The organism is Streptomyces sp. NPDC020958 (genome assembly GCF_055562175.1).
In genome coordinates this window covers 210,929-229,106 of the sequence record NZ_JBVHFU010000010.1, presented here as the reverse complement: position 1 = coordinate 229,106, position 18,178 = coordinate 210,929, and the positions used below count along the sequence as shown (strand labels likewise).

At 71.3% G+C, this 18,178-nt stretch carries 15 protein-coding genes; 8 read left to right on the top strand and 7 right to left on the bottom strand.

Annotated features, from left to right (window positions below; all coding sequences use genetic code 11):
• The first annotated feature begins 9 nt into the window (after positions 1 to 9).
• The gene (locus ACZ3KP_RS27030; protein ID WP_467502323.1) at positions 10 to 1,290 is read left to right on the top strand and encodes a DivIVA domain-containing protein; all 1,281 of its coding nucleotides are present in this window, start codon (positions 10 to 12) and stop codon (positions 1,288 to 1,290) included.
• A gap of 273 nt (positions 1,291 to 1,563) precedes the next feature.
• Here the strand turns inward: ACZ3KP_RS27030 and ileS are convergent, their stop codons facing one another.
• Positions 1,564 to 4,701 carry an isoleucine--tRNA ligase gene (gene ileS / locus ACZ3KP_RS27025; RefSeq protein ID WP_358975746.1) on the bottom strand — a complete coding sequence of 1,046 codons (3,138 nt, stop codon included), beginning with the start codon at positions 4,699 to 4,701 and terminating at the stop codon, positions 1,564 to 1,566.
• A gap of 614 nt (positions 4,702 to 5,315) precedes the next feature.
• On the opposite strand from ileS, the gene ACZ3KP_RS27020 reads away from it, so the two are divergent.
• The 6 genes from ACZ3KP_RS27020 to ACZ3KP_RS26995 all read left to right on the top strand — a co-directional run bounded on the left by ACZ3KP_RS27020 (position 5,316) and on the right by ACZ3KP_RS26995 (position 10,835).
• Positions 5,316 to 6,155, top strand: a complete 840-nt coding sequence (locus tag ACZ3KP_RS27020) for a TraR/DksA family transcriptional regulator (protein ID WP_467502320.1) — start codon at positions 5,316 to 5,318, stop codon at positions 6,153 to 6,155.
• Positions 6,156 to 6,222: 67 nt separating this feature from the next.
• The gene (gene lspA, locus ACZ3KP_RS27015; RefSeq protein ID WP_467502318.1) at positions 6,223 to 6,831 is read left to right on the top strand and encodes a signal peptidase II; all 609 of its coding nucleotides are present in this window, start codon (positions 6,223 to 6,225) and stop codon (positions 6,829 to 6,831) included.
• 67 nt (positions 6,832 to 6,898) lie between these two features.
• Positions 6,899 to 7,843 (top strand): RluA family pseudouridine synthase, encoded by a 945-nt coding sequence (locus tag ACZ3KP_RS27010; RefSeq protein ID WP_132886256.1) that lies wholly within the window; start codon positions 6,899 to 6,901, stop codon positions 7,841 to 7,843.
• Positions 7,840 to 8,310 (top strand): GNAT family N-acetyltransferase, encoded by a 471-nt coding sequence (locus ACZ3KP_RS27005; protein ID WP_467502317.1) that lies wholly within the window; start codon positions 7,840 to 7,842, stop codon positions 8,308 to 8,310. The genes ACZ3KP_RS27010 and ACZ3KP_RS27005 overlap by 4 nt, the downstream gene beginning before the upstream one ends.
• Positions 8,311 to 8,380: 70 nt before the next feature.
• On the top strand, positions 8,381 to 9,967 hold the full coding sequence (locus ACZ3KP_RS27000) for a Na+/H+ antiporter (RefSeq protein ID WP_467502316.1): 1,587 nt from the start codon (positions 8,381 to 8,383) through the stop codon (positions 9,965 to 9,967).
• 127 nt (positions 9,968 to 10,094) lie between these two features.
• On the top strand, positions 10,095 to 10,835 hold the full coding sequence (locus ACZ3KP_RS26995) for an SDR family NAD(P)-dependent oxidoreductase (RefSeq protein WP_467502315.1): 741 nt from the start codon (positions 10,095 to 10,097) through the stop codon (positions 10,833 to 10,835).
• A 23-nt stretch (positions 10,836 to 10,858) separates the two neighbouring features.
• Here the strand turns inward: ACZ3KP_RS26995 and ACZ3KP_RS26990 are convergent, their stop codons facing one another.
• Positions 10,859 to 11,968 carry a mechanosensitive ion channel family protein gene (locus tag ACZ3KP_RS26990; protein WP_467502427.1) on the bottom strand — a complete coding sequence of 370 codons (1,110 nt, stop codon included), beginning with the start codon at positions 11,966 to 11,968 and terminating at the stop codon, positions 10,859 to 10,861.
• Between the two features lie 132 nt (positions 11,969 to 12,100).
• Here ACZ3KP_RS26990 and ACZ3KP_RS26985 point away from each other — a divergent pair, with 132 nt between their 5' ends.
• Complete coding sequence (locus tag ACZ3KP_RS26985) at positions 12,101 to 12,670, top strand: dienelactone hydrolase family protein (protein ID WP_467502313.1); 570 nt, start codon at positions 12,101 to 12,103, stop codon at positions 12,668 to 12,670.
• Between the two features lie 7 nt (positions 12,671 to 12,677).
• On the opposite strand, the gene ACZ3KP_RS26980 is transcribed toward ACZ3KP_RS26985, so the two are convergent.
• The 5 genes from ACZ3KP_RS26980 to ACZ3KP_RS26960 all read right to left on the bottom strand — a co-directional run bounded on the left by ACZ3KP_RS26980 (position 12,678) and on the right by ACZ3KP_RS26960 (position 18,049).
• Positions 12,678 to 14,360, bottom strand: coding sequence for an alkaline phosphatase D family protein (locus tag ACZ3KP_RS26980; protein WP_467502311.1), 1,683 nt, complete (start codon positions 14,358 to 14,360; stop codon positions 12,678 to 12,680).
• 111 nt (positions 14,361 to 14,471) lie between these two features.
• Complete coding sequence (locus tag ACZ3KP_RS26975) at positions 14,472 to 14,807, bottom strand: hypothetical protein (protein WP_358975724.1); 336 nt, start codon at positions 14,805 to 14,807, stop codon at positions 14,472 to 14,474.
• A 232-nt stretch (positions 14,808 to 15,039) separates the two neighbouring features.
• Positions 15,040 to 15,861: a thioredoxin domain-containing protein gene (locus ACZ3KP_RS26970; RefSeq protein ID WP_467502309.1), complete on the bottom strand. Its 822-nt coding sequence runs from the start codon at positions 15,859 to 15,861 to the stop codon at positions 15,040 to 15,042.
• Between the two features lie 99 nt (positions 15,862 to 15,960).
• Positions 15,961 to 16,656 (bottom strand): hypothetical protein, encoded by a 696-nt coding sequence (locus ACZ3KP_RS26965; RefSeq protein WP_467502307.1) that lies wholly within the window; start codon positions 16,654 to 16,656, stop codon positions 15,961 to 15,963.
• 67 nt (positions 16,657 to 16,723) lie between these two features.
• A complete protein-coding gene (locus ACZ3KP_RS26960) occupies positions 16,724 to 18,049 on the bottom strand; it encodes a DUF2252 domain-containing protein (protein ID WP_358975716.1) in 1,326 nt (441 codons plus the stop codon).
• Between the last annotated feature and the right edge of the window lie 129 nt (positions 18,050 to 18,178).

The following is an 18,178-nucleotide window of genomic DNA, read 5'->3' as shown; positions in this document are numbered from 1 at the left end:
GGTGAAGAGATGCCGTTGACCCCCGAGGACGTGCGGAACAAGCAGTTCACGACCGTCCGCCTCCGAGAAGGCTATGACGAGGACGAGGTCGATGCCTTCCTCGACGAGGTCGAAGCCGAGCTGACCCGTCTGCTCCGCGAGAACGAGGACCTGCGCGCCAAACTGGCCGCGGCCACCCGTGCCGCCGCCCAGAACCAGCAGAACATGCGCAAGCCCCCGGAGCCGCAGGACCAGCAGGGCGGCATGCCCCAGCAGGGTGGAATGCCGCAGCAGGGCGGGATGCCCCAGCAGGGCGGCATGCCGCAGCAGGGCATGCGAGGTCCCGGCGCTCCGGTACCCGCCGGAATATCGGGTCCGCCGCAGCAGCAGATGGGTGGCCCCATGGGCGGCCCCCCGCAGCTGCCGAGCGGTGCCCCGCAGCTGCCGGCCGGTCCCAGTGGCCAGGGCGGTCCGCAGGGTCCCGGCCCGATGGGCCAGGGCCCCATGGGCCAGGGTCCGATGGGCCAGGGTCCGGGCATGGGCCAGGGCGGCATGGGTCAGGGCCCGATGGGCCAGGGCATGGGTCAGGGTCCGATGGGTCAGGGCATGGGCCCGGGTCCGATGGGCGGTCAGCCCCCCATGCAGCAGCAGATGGGTGGTCCGATGGGCGGCCCCATGGGTGGTCCCATGGGCGGTCCCGGTCAGGGCCCCGGTGGCGACAGCGCCGCCCGAGTCCTCTCGCTGGCCCAGCAGACCGCCGACCAGGCGATCGCCGAGGCCCGTTCCGAGGCCAACAAGATCGTCGGCGAGGCCCGCAGCCGCGCCGAGGGTCTGGAGCGTGACGCCCGTGCCAAGGCCGACGCGCTGGAGCGGGACGCGCAGGAGAAGCACCGTGTCGCCATGGGCTCCCTGGAGTCCGCGCGCGCCACGCTGGAGCGCAAGGTCGAGGACCTGCGCGGCTTCGAGCGCGAGTACCGCACGCGTCTGAAGTCGTACCTGGAGTCGCAGCTGCGTCAGCTGGAGACCCAGGCCGACGACAGCCTGGCGCCGCCGCGCACCCCGGCCACGGCCTCCCTCCCGCCGTCCCCGGCGCCCTCCATGGCCCCGGCCGGCGCGAGCGCCCCGTCCTACGGCGGCAACCCGTCGATGGGCGGCGCCCCGTCCCCCGCTGCCCCGTCCTACGGCGGCCAGCAGCAGATGACGCCGGCGATGACCCAGCCGATGGCACCGGTACGCCCGCAGGGCCCCTCCCCGATGGGCCAGGCGCCGTCCCCGATGCGCGGCTTCCTCATCGACGAGGACGACAACTGACGGCGGCGTAACGCCGTAGGCGTCGGCAGCGTTCACAGGGCGGGGCCCCGGATTCCGATCCGGGGCCCCGCCCTTTTTACGCGGGTTGCGTCCCACCCCGCCGCGGTCGGGTGTCTGAAGGGGCGCGGGGCTGTACCGACAGGCGGCTCCGCCGCGTGGGCGCACGGATTGAAGGGGCGCGGGGAACCGCGCACGCTCAGGGCTCCGGCCCGCACGTACGAGAAGGGCCCGGCCTCCGTGGAGACCGGGCCGTTCTGGTCAGGCCGGCGCCGCCTACGCCTTGCGCAGACGGAACGTCAGTGACAGCCCTTCGTCGGTGAAGGGGGCACCGTACCCCTCGTCCCCCTCGCCCTGCGCGAAGTCCGTCGCCAGCACCTCGTCGGCGATCAGCGGAGCGTGTTCCGCCAGCGCCGCGATCACCGCCGGATCGGTCGACACCCACCTGAGCGCGATCCGGTCGGCCACGTCCAGCCCGCTGTTCTTGCGCGCCTCCTGGATCAGCCGGATCGCGTCCCTCGCGAGGCCCGCCTGCCGCAGCTCCTCCGTGATCTCCAGGTCGAGCGCGACGGTCGCACCGGAGTCCGACGCCACCGACCAGCCCTCACGCGGCGTCTCCGTGATGATAACCTCGTCCGGGGCGAGCGTCACGGTCTCGCCCTCGACCTCCACCGACGCCGTGCCCTCGCGCAGCGCCAGCGACAGCGCGGCCGCGTCCGCCGCGGCGACCGCCTTGGCGACCTCCTGAACCCGCTTGCCGAACCGCTTGCCCAGCGCCCGGAAGTTGGCCTTGGCCGTGGTGTCCACCAGCGAGCCGCCCACATCGGACAGCGACGCCAGCGACGACACGTTCAGCTCGTCGGTGATCTGCGCGTGCAGTTCCTTGTCGAGCGCGTCGAAGCCGACCGCCGCGACCAGCGCCCGGGACAGCGGCTGCCGGGTCTTCACGCCCGACTCCGCGCGCGTGGCCCGGCCGAGCTCCACGAGCCGTCGTACCAGAACCATCTGCTTCGACAGCTCCGGGTCGATCGCGGACAGGTCCGCCTCCGGCCAGGACGCCAGGTGCACCGACTCCGGCGCGCCCGGGGTGACCGGCACCACCAGGTCCTGCCACACCCGCTCGGTGATGAACGGGGTCAGCGGGGCCATCAGCTTGGTGACGGTCTCCACGACCTCGTGCAGTGTGCGCAGCGCGGCCTTGTCGCCCTGCCAGAAGCGGCGGCGCGACCGGCGGACGTACCAGTTCGACAGGTCGTCGACGAACGCGGACAGCAGCTTGCCGGCCCGCTGGGTGTCGTACGCCTCCAGCGCCTGCGTCACCTGGTCGGTCAGGGCGTGCAGTTCGGACAGCAGCCAGCGGTCCAGGAGCGGGCGGTCGGCCGGGGCCGGGTCCGCCGCGGACGGCGCCCAGTTCGACGTGCGGGCGTACAGCGCCTGGAAGGCGACCGTGTTCCAGTACGTCAGCAGGGTCTTGCGGACGACCTCCTGGATGGTGCCGTGGCCCACCCGGCGGGCCGCCCACGGCGAGCCGCCGGCCGCCATGAACCACCGCACCGCGTCCGCCCCGTGCCGGTCCATCAGCGGGATCGGCTCCAGGGTGTTGCCCAGGTGCTTGGACATCTTGCGGCCGTCCTCGGCGAGGATGTGGCCGAGGCAGACCACGTTCTCGTAGCTGGACTTGTCGAAGACCAGCGTGCCGACCGCCATCAGCGTGTAGAACCAGCCGCGGGTCTGGTCGATGGCCTCGGAGATGAACTGCGCCGGGTAACGGCTCTCGAACAGCTCCTTGTTCTTGTGCGGGTAGCCCCACTGCGCGAACGGCATCGAACCCGAGTCGTACCAGGCGTCGATGACCTCCGGCACGCGCGTGGCCGTCTTCGCGCACTGGGGGCAGGCGAAGGTGACGTCGTCGATGAACGGGCGGTGCGGGTCCAGCTCCGACTGGTCGGTGCCGGTCAGCTCGGTGAGCTCCGCGCGGGAGCCGACACAGGTGAGGTGGCCGTCCTCGCAGCGCCAGATCGGCAGCGGGGTGCCCCAGTAGCGGTTGCGGGACAGCGCCCAGTCGATGTTGTTGTCCAGCCAGTCGCCGTACCGGCCGTGCTTGACGGTGTCCGGGAACCAGTTGGTGTTCTCGTTCTCCTGCAGCAGCCGGTCCTTGACGGCCGTGGTGCGGATGTACCAGGACGGCTGCGCGTAGTAGAGCAGCGCGGTGTGACAACGCCAGCAGTGCGGGTAGCTGTGTTCGTACGGCAGGTGCTTGAAGAGGAGGCCGCGCTGCGCCAGGTCCTCGGTGAGCTTCTCGTCGGCCTTCTTGAAGAAGACGCCGCCGACCAGCGGGACGTCCTCCTCGAAGGTGCCGTCCGGACGGACCGGGTTCACCACCGGCAGGCCGTAGGCGCGGCAGACCTTGAGGTCGTCCTCACCGAAGGCGGGGGACTGGTGGACCAGACCCGTACCGTCCTCGGTGGTGACGTATTCCGCGTTCACGACGTAGTGCGCCGGTGCCGGGAACTCGACGAGCTCGAACGGACGTTGGTACGTCCAGCGCTCCATTTCGGCGCCGGTGAAGGTCTGGCCCGTGGTCTCCCAGCCCTCGCCGAGCGCCTTGGCGACGAGCGGCTCGGCCACGACGAGCTTCTCGGTGCCGTCGGTGGCCACGACGTAGGTGACCTCGGGGTGCGCGGCGACCGCCGTGTTGGACACCAGGGTCCACGGGGTGGTCGTCCACACCAGGAGCGCGGCCTGGCCGGCGAGCGGACCGGAGGTGAGCGGGAAACGGACGTACACGGAGGGGTCGACGACCGTCTCGTAGCCCTGCGCCAGCTCGTGGTCGGACAGTCCGGTGCCGCAGCGCGGGCACCACGGGGCGACGCGGTGGTCCTGGACCAGCAGACCCTTGTCGAAGATCGTCTTCAGCGACCACCAGACCGACTCGACGTACTCGGGGTCCATCGTCCGGTAGGCGTCGTCGAGGTCGGTCCAGTACCCCATGCGGGTCGTCAGCGCCTCGAAGGCGTCGGTGTGGCGGGTCACCGACTCGCGGCACTTGGCGTTGAACTCGGCGATGCCGTAGGCCTCGATGTCCTGCTTGCCGCTGAAGCCGAGCTCCTTCTCGACCGCCAGCTCCACGGGCAGGCCGTGGCAGTCCCAGCCGGCCTTGCGGGCCACGTGGTAGCCACGCATGGTGCGGAAGCGGGGGAAGACGTCCTTGAAGACGCGCGCCTCGATGTGGTGGGCGCCGGGCATGCCGTTGGCGGTGGGCGGGCCCTCGTAGAACACCCACTCGGGGCGGCCCTCGGACTGCTCCAGGGTCTTGGCGAAGATCTTCTGCTCACGCCAGAAGTCGAGCACGGCGTGCTCGAGGGCGGGCAGGTCGACCTGGGCGGGCACCTGGCGGTACGTCGGCGCTGTCATCTGCGAGCTTCCTCCAACGGACTTGCTGCCTTCCGTCGGAGGGACGAGAGCCGTGTCTTCCGTACGCCGTGTGCGGCGCGCTCCCGCGGTACCACCCTCCTTGGCCCGCCGGACGCCGTGCACGCCGGTGAGCCCCCTCATTGGGGTCGCGAAACCGGTTCTACTCGCCGCTGCTTGCCGGCTGCGGCTTTCTTCCGGCGGCTCCGGGGTGATCTTCGCGTCGCGCTCGCCCCCGGGCTTCCACCGTCCCCGGGTCGCTCTGGGCTGCGTACGCCGCTACTCGTCCCCATCCACGCTTCTCGCTCCGCCCAGTGTACGGCGCCGCGCGGACAGCGGCCGACCCGATTTCCGGGAGCCCTCCCGGGCCCGGACGGCGCGGGGCGGTCAGGGGGCCGGGATGACCCGAATGGCGAGGTACACGCGCTCGCATCCTGGGATGTCCGGCTCGGCGGATTACCCCGCGGGGAGCTGGGCACAACGCATGCATACCTGCTGCGAGGGGGGTGTGGGGCAGGCGGATCGGGCGGCGTGCCCCGTTGCCGCGGGACTCGAGTCGATTTATCGTCCCAGCACGATTCGCGTGCAAGATCACAATATGTGAAGGGGCCGCGGCCATGGTGGCGAAGAAGACCGCCGTACAGCAGTCGGCGTCCGGCCGGTCCAGGGGCGCGGCCGCCTCCGACTCGGGTGCGAAGCGCACCGCCAAGAAGACGGCCGCACCGAAGGCACCGGCGAAGAAGCCACCGGTGAAGAAGGCCACGACCGGGAAGACGACGACCGGGAAGGCGACGACCGGGAATGCGGCGACCGGGAAGGCGGCGACGGGGAAGACGGCGAGCGCGGCGGCGGAGCACGTCGTGGACAAGGCGGCCAAGGACGCGTCCAAGGCCGCGGCGTCGAAGAGCACGGCCAAGAAGAGCACGGGCAAGAAGGCGGGCGCGGCGCGGACCGCGAAGCAGACGGGAGCCACGACGGTGGTTGCGAAGAAGACCCCTGGCACGGCCGCTGCGGCGGCGGAGACCGCCGTTCCCAAGGCCCGGGTCGCCACGGCGGCCCCGGACGAGCTCGCGGTGCGTCCGGGCGAGGACCCGTGGACGCCCGAGGAGGTCGCCGAGGCGCGCACGGAGCTGACCACCGAGGCGGTGCGGCTGCGCACCGAGATCGAGGCCTCCGAGAACGCCCTGGCCGGCCTGATGCGGGACTCCGGGGACGGCGCGGGCGACGACGAGGCCGACACCGGCACCAAGAACATCACGCGCGAGCACGAACTGGCGCTGGCCGCCAACGCGCGCGAGATGCTCGAACAGACCGAACGGGCCCTGCAGAAGCTGGACGCCGGTACCTACGGGCTCTGCGAGAACTGCGGCAACCCCATCGGCAAGGCCCGCATGCAGGCCTTCCCGAGGGCCACCCTGTGCGTCGAGTGCAAGCAGAAGCAGGAACGCCGCTACTGAGCACCGGGGTCGCGTGGGGCGTGCCGTAGTCTCGTCCCGAGGCAGGCACCTAGGTTGAGGGACTCACGTGGCAGAGGCGGAGCGCATCATCGGTACGCCGGACACCCCGGACGACGGCGGCGAGCGGACGGCGACGCCCGACGCGGCCGGTGCGGATCAGCAGCCGGCCACGGCCGGACGGCGACCCGGGCGCGGGCGCCGCATCGCCGTGCTGTTCGCGGTGGCCGCCTTCGCGTACACCCTCGACCTGGTCAGCAAGATGATCGTGGTCGCCAAGCTGGAGCACCACGCGCCGATCGAGGTGATCGGCGACTGGCTGGAGTTCCACGCGATCCGCAACCCGGGAGCGGCCTTCGGGTTCGGCGGCGCCTTCACGATCATCTTCACGCTGATCGCGGCGGCCGTGATCGTCGTCATCTTCCGCCTGGCGCGCAAGCTCTACAGCTTCCCCTGGGCGATCGCCCTGGGCCTGCTGCTGGGCGGCGCGCTCGGCAACCTCACCGACCGGGTCTTCCGCTCGCCGGGGGTCTTCGAGGGGCAGGTCGTGGACTTCATCGCGCCGAAGGGCTTCGCGGTGTTCAACCTGGCCGACTCGGCGATCGTCTGCGGCGGCGTCCTGATCGTGCTGCTCTCCTTCCGGGGCCTCGACCCGGACGGCACCGTCCACAAGGACTGACCGGGGCCGGAGCGGGGCGTACGGACGTGCGTACGGGGCTGTCCGTGCGGTCCGGCATACTCGACGGGTGAGCACCCTTCCCGAGATCCGTACCCTGCCCGTGCCCGACGGCCTGGAGGGCGAGCGCGTCGACGCCGCCATCTCCCGCATGTTCGGCTTCTCCCGCACCAAGGCGGCCGAGCTGGCCGCGGCGGGCAAGGTCCAGGTCGACGGCTCGGTGGTCGGCAAGTCCGAGCGGGTGCGCGGCGGGGCCTGGCTGGAGGTCGAGATGCCGGGGGCGCCCGCGCCCGTGCAGATCGTCGCGGAGCCCGTCGAGGGCATGGAGATCGTGCACGACGACGAGGACGTGGTCGTGATCGTCAAGCCGGTCGGAGTGGCCGCACACCCCTCGCCGGGCTGGACGGGCCCCACCGTGATCGGCGGCCTCGCGGCGGCCGGCTACCGCATCTCCACCTCCGGCGCCGCCGAGCGCCAGGGCATCGTGCACCGCCTCGACGTGGGCACCTCCGGCCTGATGGCGGTCGCCAAGTCGGAGCGCGCGTACACGTCGCTGAAGCGCCAGTTCAAGGAGCGCACGGTCGACAAGCGCTACCACACGCTCGTCCAGGGTCACCCGGACCCGACCAGCGGCACCATCGACGCCCCCATCGGCCGCCACCCCCAGCACGACTACAAGTGGGCGGTCACGGCCGACGGCAAGCCCTCCGTGACCCACTACGACCTCATCGAGGCGTTCCGCGCGGCCTCCCTGCTGGACGTGAAGCTGGAGACCGGCCGCACCCACCAGATCCGCGTCCACATGTCGGCCCACCGCCACCCCTGCGTCGGTGACCTCACCTACGGCGCCGACCCGACCCTCGCCAAGCGGCTGCACCTGACCCGCCAGTGGCTGCACGCGGTCCGGCTCGGCTTCGAGCACCCCGGGGACGGCGAGTGGGTCGAGTTCGAGAGCGACTACCCGGCCGACCTGCAGAAGGCGCTGGACCAGGTCCGCGAGGAGACGTACGGATGAGCACGCGCGCGTACGAGGTGCGCGTCGCGGAGGACCCCGCCGACCTGGAGGCCTGTTTCCGCCTGCGCAAGCAGGTCTTCGTCGTCGAACAGGGCGTCCCCGAGGACCTGGAGTACGACGAGTACGACGCCACGGCCCTGCACGTGCTGGCCGTCCGCGCGGACGGCGTCGCGCTCGGCACCGGCCGGCTGCTGTACGGCGCGGCGGCCGCGGCGAAGACCGGCGGCGACCCGTCCCTGGGCTCCCTGGGCCGGCTCGCGGTGGCCGAGGAGGCCCGCGGCCTCGGCATCGGGGTGGCCCTGGTCCGGGCCATCGAAGAGGCCGCACGCGCGCGTGGCCTGACCGTGGTCGACCTGCACGCGCAGACGCACGCGCTGGGCTTCTACGAACGGCTGGGATACGAGCCGTACGGCCCGCGGTACGCGGAGGCGGGCATCCCGCACCAGGGGATGCGCCGCGTGCTGTAGACGGGGTTCCCGGGGTGACGTGGCACGCTTGAGACCTGCTGTGTGATCGTCGACTCCCGGAGCGCAAGCCGTGGATCAGCTGGCCCTGTTGTTCGTGCTGTTGCTCGGGGCCCTGGTGAGCGTCCCGGTCGGGGACCGGCTCGGCCTGCCGGCGCCCGTGCTGATGACGCTGTTCGGGATCGTCCTCGCGGTCGCCGACTTCGTGCCGAACGTGAACATCCCGCCCGAGCTGATCCTGCCCGGCCTGCTGCCACCGCTGCTCTACGCGGCGGTACGGCGCACCTCGTGGCGGCAGTTCACGGCCAACAAACGGCCGATCTTCCTGCTCGCCGTGGCCCTGGTGTTCGTCACCACGCTGTGCGTGGCGGCCGTCGCGAGCGCCATCGTGCCCGGCCTGCCGATCGCCGCCGCGGTCGCGCTGGGCGCCCTGGTCGCCCCGCCCGACCCGGTCGCCGCGACCGCCGTGGCCGGACAGCTCGGGCTGCCGCGGCGGCTGGTGTCGATCCTGGAGGGCGAAGGCCTCTTCAACGACGTCACGGCCATCGTGCTGTACCACGTGGCGATCGCCGCGGTGATCAGCGGTACCTTCTCGCCGTGGCGGGCCGGGCTGGACTTCCTGCTCTCCGCGGTGGTCGCGGTCGCCGTGGGGCTGGCGCTCGGTTGGGGCGCGAACAAGCTGATGGACGTGCTCGGCGACCCGACGCTCCAGATCGGCCTCACCCTGCTCGTCCCGTACGTCTCCTACGTCGCCGCCGAGGAACTGCACGGCTCCGGGGTGCTCGCGGTGCTCACCACCGCGCTGTTCATCGCCGAGTACGCAACCGACGCCGACGACGTGATGACCCGGCTCGCCGGCTACACCTTCTGGGACATCGTCGACACGCTCGTCACCGGTGTCGCGTTCGGCCTGATCGGCCTGGAGCTGCACAACGCGATCCGCACGGCGTCCGGCCGCTGGGGCGAGCTGCTCGGCTGGGCGGCCGCGGTGGTGGGCGTGGTCGTCGTCGTACGGCTGCTGTGGCTGCTGCCTGCGACCTGGCTGACCAAGCGGCTGCACGCCCGCCGGGACTACGACGAGGAGATCCCGACCAGCTGGCGGGAGACGGTCGTGATGTGGTGGTCCGGAATGCGCGGGGTGGCGTCGGTGGCGCTGGCGCTGGCCATTCCGCTGAAGACCGACGACGGGTCGCCCTTTCCGGACCGTGACGTGATCGTCTTCATCGCCTTCGGCGTGATCATGGCCACGCTGGTGCTCCAGGGGCTGACGCTGCCGTGGCTGGTGCGGCGGCTGGGGGTACGGGCCGACACCGAGCACGAGAAGGAGATCGAGAAGGACCTGGCGCTGCGCGCGGCGAAGGCGGCCCGGCGCCGGCTGCGGGAGATCGAGCAGGTCGAGGAGCTGCCCGAGGAACTGTCCGAGCAGATGCTGCGGCGCGCCTTCGAGATCGGGTTCCGGATCAGTCCCGACGTGGCGGAGGACGAACGGCGCGAGGGCCACGACAAACGGGTCCGGCGGCTGAAGAGGGTCCGGCGGATCCAGTCGGAGATGCTCAGCGCGGCGCGGCACGAGGTGCTGGCGGCCCGCAGCGAGCCGGGGGCGGACCCGGAGATCGTGGACCGGGTGCTGCGCCATCTGGACGTCCGCAGCCTTCGGTGAGTTCCCGCCCACGCCCCCGGTCCCGCAGGTCTGCGGGTGGGGGGTGCGTGTGGCGGCAGTCATACGAACTTACGGCGGTTGTGGACATCCGAAGGCAGCGGCGGCGTCCCGCTCGTAGTCTCGGATCATGGCTCGGAACATTGTGATCAGTGGTGGAGGAACAGGGATCGGACTGGCGACCGCCTGGGCGTTCGCGGCCGACGGGGACCGGGTGCTGCTGCTCGGGCGGCGCCGAGAGGTGCTGGAGAAGGCGGGGGTGCCGGGCGCCGTCGTGCGGGCCGCCGACCTGACCGAGACGGCCGACGTGCGGGACGTGGCGAGATTCGTCGCGGAGGAGTTCGGGACCGTGGACGTGCTCGTCCACAGCGCCGGGGGGAACGCGGCGTTCGCACCCGACGCCGGGTCCGGTGATCCGCTCGACGTCGCCGCCCGCGTGTGGAGCGGCAACTTCCGGCAGAACACGCTGACCGCGGTACTGCTCACCGAGGCCCTGAAGGACCGGCTGGCCGACCCCGGCGGGCGGGTGCTGTTCCTCAGCTCCATCGCGGCGTTCCGGGGCTCGGGCACCGGCTCCTACGCCGCCGCCAAGGCAGCCCTGCACCCCTACGCCCACGACCTGGCCAGAGAGCTGGGACCGCGCGGCGTCACCGTGAACGTGGTCGCGCCCGGATACATCGACGACACCGACTTCTTCGGCGGCCCGATCGAGGAGGCCCGGCGGGCGACGCTCGTCGCCGAGACCTCCACGGGGCGGGCCGGGACGCCGGGTGACGTCGCCGCCACCCTGCACTGGCTGGCGTCGCCGGCCGCCGGGCACATCACCTCCCAGATCGTCCAGGTCAACGGAGGCGCCGAACGCGGCCACTGACCGGGGCACGTGAGCGGGCGCGGTCAGTGGCCGGTGCGCGGCGGTCCGTGCAGCCGGTGGCCCTGGCCCACGCCGTCCTGGGAGGGGATGATCCCGCCCTGCGGAAGGACCGCGTCGGCCGTGTTCACCCGGGGCAGCGCGTACGGGTGCTCGGCGGCCAGCCAGGTGATCATCTGCTCGCGGACCGTGACCCGGGCCGTCCAGACGTCGTCCGAGTCCTTGGCGGTCACGAGGGCTCGCACCTGGATGGTGTTCGGCGTGGAGTCGGTGACCACCAGGCCGTAGGCCCGCCCGTCCCAGGCCGGGCACTCGCGCAGGATGTCGCGCAGCCGCTCCCGCATCGCCTCGATCGGCGCCGAGTGGTCCAGGTGCCAGTAGACGATCCCGGTCATCTCCGGGGTGCCCCGCGACCAGTTCTCGAAGGGTTTGGAGGTGAAGTACGACACCGGCATCGTGATCCGGCGCTCGTCCCAGGTCCGTACCGTCAGGAAGGTCAGGGTGATCTCCTCGACCGTGCCCCACTCGCCGTCGACCACGACCGTGTCGCCCAGGCGCACCATGTCGCCGAAGGCGATCTGCAGCCCCGCGAACATGTTGCTCAGCGTGGACTGCGCGGCCACACCGGCGACGATGCCGACGATGCCCGCGGAGGCCAGCAGCGAGGCGCCGGCCGCACGCATCGCGGGGAAGGTCAGCAGCATCGCCGCCACGGCCACCACACCGACGATCGCCGTGACCACGCGCATGATCAGCGAGACCTGGGTGCGCACCCGGCGGACCCGGGCGGCGTCGTGGTGGACGCGGGCGTACCGCGAGTACGAGGTCTGCACGATCGCCGACGCGATGCGCACCACCAGCCAGGCGGTCGACCCGATCAGCACCAGCGACAGCATCTGGCCCACGGCCACCCGGTGACCCAGGAGGACCTCGGCCTGGTCGTAGGAGCCTCTGAGCATGGCCGAGCACAGCACCAGCTGGTAGGGGACACGGCCGCGGCGCAGCAGCCCCCACAGGGGCGTCTCGCTGTGCCGTGCATCGGCCTTGCGCAGCAGTAGGTCGGTCGCCCAGCCGATCAGCAGGGTGAGGACGACGGCGCCGCCGACCACGATCAGCGGGCGGAGTACGTTCTCCATCTCCATGGCTTCGAACGTAACCGGATCCTCGGGGTCCTGAACATGCGGGACGGTGAGAAGGACGTCACTGCCCGGCCGGTGCCGCGGTGGGACCGGGTCGGGGCTGCCCGCGTCGGCTGGCACCATGGGCGCATGAACATCATGCTCTTTCACTCGACCTATGGCCTCAGGCCCGCCGTGCGCGAGGCGGCGGACCGGCTGCGTGCCGCCGGGCACGAGGTGTGGACGCCCGACCTCTTCGAGGGGCGCACCTTCGACACGGTCGAGGACGGCATGGAGTTCAACGAGTCGATCGGCAAGGACGAGCTGCTGAAGCGGGCCGTGCTGGCGGCGGCGCCGTACTCGGAGCGCGGGCTGGTGTACGCGGGGTTCTCGCTGGGTGCGTCGATCGCGCAGACGCTGGGGCTGGGCGACGAGCGGGCGCGGGGGCTGCTGCTCCTGCACGGCACCTCGGACATCGCGCCGAACGCCGCGGTGGACGAGCTGCCGGTGCAGCTGCACGTGGCCGAGCCGGACGCCTTCGAGACCGACGACTGGCTGAGCGCCTGGTACCTGCAGATGGGCCGGGCGGGCGCCGACGTGGAGGTCTACCGGTACCCGGGCGCCGGGCACCTCTACACCGACCCCGGCCTGCCGGACTACGACGAGGAGGCCGCCGAGGCCACCTGGCGGGTGGCCCTCGGCTTCCTCGACACGCTGTAGCCGACGGTTACACCGGGTCGTAGGTGCGCTCGACCTTCTGGGTGCCGCTGCGGGTGCGGTACGACCGCTCCCAGGACGCGGTGGCGTCGGCCTTCGTCTTGTCGGAGAGGACGTAGTAGTCCATCTGCGCCCGGTCGGCGGTGATGTCCAGGACGCCGTAGCCGTGCCGGTCGGTGTCGACCCAGTGCACGTGGCGGTTGGCCAGCTGGATGACCGGGGCGGCGACGGTGGAGACGACGCCGGGGGAGACCTTGAGGATGTCGTCCAGGTTGTCGGAGGTCACCGAGGTGACCACGAACTCGGTGGCGGCCGAGGCGGACAGCGGGTAGGTCCCGGCGTCGACGGGCACGTCGTTGGCCCACGCCATGTGGATGTCGCCGGTGAGGAACACCGTGTTGCCGATCGCGTGGGAACGCAGGTGGGCCAGCAGCTCGCGGCGGTCGTCGGTGTAGCCGTCCCACTGGTCGGTGTTGAGGGCGAGGCCGTCCTGGGGCAGGCCCAGCAGCTTGGCGAGCGGCTTCAGCAGGTCGGCGGAGAGCGAGCCGATGGCGAACGGCGAGATCATCACCGAGTTGCCGACCAGCCGCCAGGTGGTGTCGGAGGCCTGCAGCCCGGCCTTCAGCCAGTCGAGCTGGGCACGGCCGGTGATCGTGCGGTCCGGGTCGTCGACCGAGCCGCTGCCCGTGGACACCTGCTGGGAGCGGAAGGAGCGCAGGTCGAGCAGGGAGAGGTCGGCGAGCTTGCCGAAGCGCAGCCGGCGGTAGGTGGTGCCTGCGATGGCCGGGCGGACCGGCATCCACTCGAAGTAGGCCTGCTTGGCGGCGGCCTGCCGGGCCGTCCAGGTGCCCTCTGCGCCCTCGGTGTGGTTCTGGGCACCGCCGGACCAGGAGTCGTTGGCGAACTCGTGGTCGTCCCAGATCGCGATCACCGGCGCCTTGGCGTGCAGGGCCTGCAGGTCGGGGTCGGTCTTGTACATGCCGTGCCGTATGCGGTAGTCGGCGAGCGTGATGATCTCGTGGGTGGGCGCGTGCTGCCGCACCACGGTGCCGCGGGTGCCGTATTCGCCGGTGCCGTACTCGTAGATGTAGTCGCCCAGGTGCAGCCAGGCGTCCAGGTCGCCCCGGGCGGCCAGGTGGCGGTAGGCGGCGAAGTAGCCGGCCTCCCAGTTGGCGCACGAGACCACGCCGAACCGCAGGCCGGGGACGGCGGCGTCGGCCGCCGGCGCGGTGCGGGTGCGGGCGACCGGCGAGTCCGTGCCACCGGCCGAGAAGCGGAAGAAGTAGTCGGTGGCCGGCGTCAGTCCGCGGATGTCGGCCTTGACCGTGTGGTCGGAGGCCGCGGTCGCGGTGACGGAGCCCCGGGAGACGACGTTCGTCAGCGCCCTGTCGGTGGCGACGACCCAGCTGACCTCGGTGTCCGGGCCGACCCCGGAGCCGGGCAGGGCGTCGGCGGTCGGGGTCACCCGGGTCCACAGCAGGATGCCGTCGGGCAGCGGGTCGCCGGAGGCGGTGCCGTGCAGGAAGGCGGGGGCGTCCGAGGCGGCCCGGGCCGGCAGCGCGGCGGCGAACGGGGCGGCCAGAACAGCGGTCGCCGCCGCGGCCTTGACGACCGTACGGCGGCGGGGGGCGAGGACGCCGGGGCGCTCGGACGGGGTGCCGGCGCTCGTGGATGCTCTGTGTCTACTGGTCACGGGCGATCAGATTACTGACGAGTAGCGCCGGGATCAGGCGAACCGGAAAGAGGTTCGCCCGATGTTCGGCTGCACGTCAGGCGCCGACCTCGCCCGTCACGGCGAACGGGGTCAGCAGATGTTCACCGACCCGGAGGACAAGGAAAGGTTCCCGGAGTAGATCCAGCCCTTGGTCTGGCCGCTGCCCACGCGCCCGTACACCCAGAAATTCCCGGACGTGTTGTAGACCCCGCACCAGGCGTGAAAAGCCGTACCCGGGGCCACCGACTGGGTCTGCGTACACGACTCGAACGGTCCGTTCCGAAGGTGCCCCACCACTACTTTGAGCTCGCCATTGGAATTGTTGGGGCCGGTGCTCCCGCATCCGTACGTCGTGTCCGCGCTGGCCGGGGCCGCCCCGCCCACGGTGATGCCGCCCAGTACGGCAGTGGTGGCGGCAGCGGTCACGAGGGCTTTCTTGAATCTCATCTTTCCTCCGCAACGTGTCATGTCCGGGGTGCGGCGTGAACGCTACCTTGATCAAACGTTGAATGTAAACGGCTTTTCTTTGCCTCGACGATGATGGCGGATGTGCGTCCCTTTACTTGTCTTGATTTCGTTCCCCGGTATTCGCGGCCGGGAGCCGAAAAAACGGAATACCCCGGACCGCTTGTGCGGTCCGGGGTATTGCGTTTGCTGCTCAGCCCTTGAGGGCCGCCGCCATCGCGGTCTCGTAGTCGGCCACGGTCATCGGGGCGCTGCCGTTGGGGCCGTTGACGAGCTTGCCGTCCATCACGAGGGACGGCGTTCCCTGGATGTTGTACTTCTTGCTGTCCGTGTCGAACTTCTGGCTCATGAGGAGAGCCCACTTGTCGAAGGTGCCGTTCTTCACGGCGGTCCGGAACTTCGTGTTGCCCTTCAGAGCCGGGACCGTGTCCGCCACCTTGATCAGGTAGGCGTCGTCCTTGAACTTGTCGTCGGTCTCCTCGGGGTGGTACTTCTTCGAGTACATCGCGGTCTTGTACTCGAGGAACGCCTCGGGACTGACGTTCAGCGCCGCGCCGAGAGCGCTCAGCCCGTTCTTCGAGCCCTCGCCGGTGAGCCGGTCGTCGAGGAAGGTCGCGCCCACGTACTGGATCTTGTACTTGCCGTCCGCGACCTCCTTGTCCACGGTCGATCCGACCGTCTGCTCGAACTGGGCGCAGATGGGGCAGCGCGGGTCCTCGTACATGGCGAGGGTCTTCTTGGCGCTCGCCTTGCCGATGACGACCGTCGTGCCGTTCTCGCCGCTGGTGTTCGCCGGTTTGACGAGCTTCTCGCTCTTGACGCTCTCCCAGTGGGCGGGCTTGTTGTTCTGGACGACGGCGTAGCCTATGCCGCCCGCCGCGGCCAGCACGGCCACGATCGAGCCGGCCACGATGAGCTGCCGCTTGGCCTTCGCGCGCTTGGCCTGCTTCTCGCGCTCGACGCGCAGCCGCTCCCGGGCGGCGGTCTTGGAGGCCGCGCTGTTGCGCTTGCTCATGTCGGTGATCTCCCTTGGGGACGCGCACGTGTCGTACGCGGGATACGTGTGTGGGATTCGTCCTGCTCGGACGAGGGGCGTTCTCGGGAGGAGGGGCGCTCAGGAGAAGGCGAGAGGCCGTGCGGGCGCCCCGGAGCGCGGCGGCCCGCGCCGTCCCAGGGAGTGCACGAGCACCAGCTCGCGGGCGGCGGCCGTGCGCGGCGCCGGGCGCGGCCGCGGCCGTACCGTGGCCGGCCGGACCGTGCCCGCGGCGACCGCGAGGAGCAGCGGCCGGAAGGTGGTGGCGGCGACCGCGCGCAGCAACTGGGTCAGGGCGCGCTCGCCCCGGCGCAGCCAGGCGGCGGCCAGCAGGCCGACGCAGACGTGCGCGGCGAGCAGCAGCCAGGCGGCCGCCGGGTCGGCGTGCGCGAGGACCGCCGAGGCGCGGGAGCCGCCGGCCATCTGTGCCAGCGGAGTGCCCACCGCGCCGTGGCACAGCACGTCGAAGCCGACCGCGCGCAGCGGGCCGGTGACGGGGCCGCCCGCGCGGCCGTAGCAGGCGTGCTGGCCGGTGGTGAAGACCGTGTCGGCGGCCAGCTCCAGCGGGATCAGCAGGGCGGCGATCCGGCCGAAGCCGCGCTCGCGACCGGCCAGCGCGTACGCCGTGCAGAACACCCCGGCGGCCACCGTGCCCACCGACGTGACCGGCAGCGGGGCCCGGGACAGCAGCACGTGCGACGCGGTGCTGAGCGTCACGACGAAGGCCGTGAACAGCGCCGCGCGCACGGCTCTGAGCTGGGTCCCGGATATGTCCATAGCGGTGAAGAGTCTGTCACGTACTCATGTAGGAGACCCCTAAAGGGACCCTGTGGATCCGCGAAGGTTACAGGCCTGGAATGCGGCCGTTGCGGAAGAGGTCGACGAAGATCTGGTGGTCGGCGCGGGCGCGGGCGCCGTAGCTGTGGGCGAAGTCGGTCAGCAGGGGGGCGAAGCCGTCCTCGTCGGCGGCGATCGCCGCGTCGATGGCCCGCTCGGTGGAGAACGGCACCAGGGACTCGCCGGACTGGTCGTCGGCCGCCGCGTGCATGGACGCCGTGGCCCGGCCGAGGTCCGCCACGACCGCCGCGATCTCCTCCGGGTCGTCGAGGTCGCTCCAGTCCAGGTCCACCGCGTACGGCGACACCTCGGCGACCAGCTGCCCGGCGCCGTCCAGCTCGGTCCAGCCCAGCCACGGGTCCGCGTGCGCCTGCAGGGCACGCTGCGAGATCACCGTGCGGTGGCCCTCGTGCTGGAAGTAGTCCCGGATCGCCGGGTCGGTGACATGCCGGGAGACCGCCGGGGTCTGGGCCTGCTTGATGTAGATCACGACGTCGTTCTCCAGGGCGTCCGTGGCCCCCTCCAGCAGGATGTTGTACGAGGGCAGACCGGCCGATCCGATGCCGATCCCGCGACGCCCCACCACGTCCTTCACGCGGTAGGAGTCCGGGCGGGACAGGGACGCCTCGGGGAGGGTCTCCAGGTAGCCGTCGAAGGCCGCGAGCACCTTGTAGCGGGTGGCGGCGTCCAGCTCGATGGAGCCGCCGCCGGCGGCGAAGCGGCGCTCGAAGTCCCGGATCTCCGTCATCGAGTCCAGCAGCTCGAAGCGGGTCAGCGAGCGGGCCGCGCGCAGCACGCCGAGCAGCGGGCCCTCGGCGGTGTCCAGGGTGAAGGGCGGCACCTCGTCGCTCTTCGCGCCCGTCGCCAGCGCGTGGATCCGCTCCCGGTAGGCGGCCGCGTACACCTCGACCAGGTCGGTGATCTGCTCGTCGCTGAGCGCCTTGGCGTACCCGACCAGCGCTATGGAGGCGGCGAAGCGCTTCAGGTCCCAGGTGAAGGGGCCTACGTAGGCCTCGTCGAAGTCGTTGACGTTGAAGACCAGGCGGCCGTTGGAGTCCATGTACGTGCCGAAGTTCTCCGCGTGCAGGTCGCCGTGGATCCACACGCGCGAGGTGCGCTCGTCCAGGTAGGGGCCGCCGCGCCGGTCGGCGTCGAGGTCGTGGTAGAAGAGCCCCGCCGTGCCGCGGTAGAAGGCGAAGGCCGAGGCGGCCATCTTCCGGAACTTGACGCGGAACGCGGCCGGGTCGGCGGCCAGGAGCTCGCCGAAGGCGGTGTCGAAAACGGCGAGGATCTCCTCGCCGCGCTGCTCGTCGTTGAGCGGGGTGACCGACATCGCGGAGTGCCTCCTGGTGCATGACGTGTACGACAGCCGTATCTGCCGTACCCAACGCACGAAGGTACGTGGGAGTGCCCGGCCGGTGTCAGTCCCGGGGCATAGACTTCGACGCTGTCCCCCCAGACT

Coding starts and splice junctions, on each gene's coding strand:
- ACZ3KP_RS27030 (WP_467502323.1), top strand. CDS start 10: ATGCCGTTGACCCCCGAGGACGTGCGGAACAAGCAGTTCACGACCGTC.
- ileS (WP_358975746.1), bottom strand. CDS start 4,701: ATGACAGCGCCGACGTACCGCCAGGTGCCCGCCCAGGTCGACCTGCCC.
- ACZ3KP_RS27020 (WP_467502320.1), top strand. CDS start 5,316: ATGGTGGCGAAGAAGACCGCCGTACAGCAGTCGGCGTCCGGCCGGTCC.
- ACZ3KP_RS27005 (WP_467502317.1), top strand. CDS start 7,840: ATGAGCACGCGCGCGTACGAGGTGCGCGTCGCGGAGGACCCCGCCGAC.
- ACZ3KP_RS26995 (WP_467502315.1), top strand. CDS start 10,095: ATGGCTCGGAACATTGTGATCAGTGGTGGAGGAACAGGGATCGGACTG.
- ACZ3KP_RS26990 (WP_467502427.1), bottom strand. CDS start 11,968: ATGGAGAACGTACTCCGCCCGCTGATCGTGGTCGGCGGCGCCGTCGTC.
- ACZ3KP_RS26985 (WP_467502313.1), top strand. CDS start 12,101: ATGAACATCATGCTCTTTCACTCGACCTATGGCCTCAGGCCCGCCGTG.
- ACZ3KP_RS26970 (WP_467502309.1), bottom strand. CDS start 15,861: ATGAGCAAGCGCAACAGCGCGGCCTCCAAGACCGCCGCCCGGGAGCGG.
- ACZ3KP_RS26965 (WP_467502307.1), bottom strand. CDS start 16,656: ATGGACATATCCGGGACCCAGCTCAGAGCCGTGCGCGCGGCGCTGTTC.
- ACZ3KP_RS26960 (WP_358975716.1), bottom strand. CDS start 18,049: ATGTCGGTCACCCCGCTCAACGACGAGCAGCGCGGCGAGGAGATCCTC.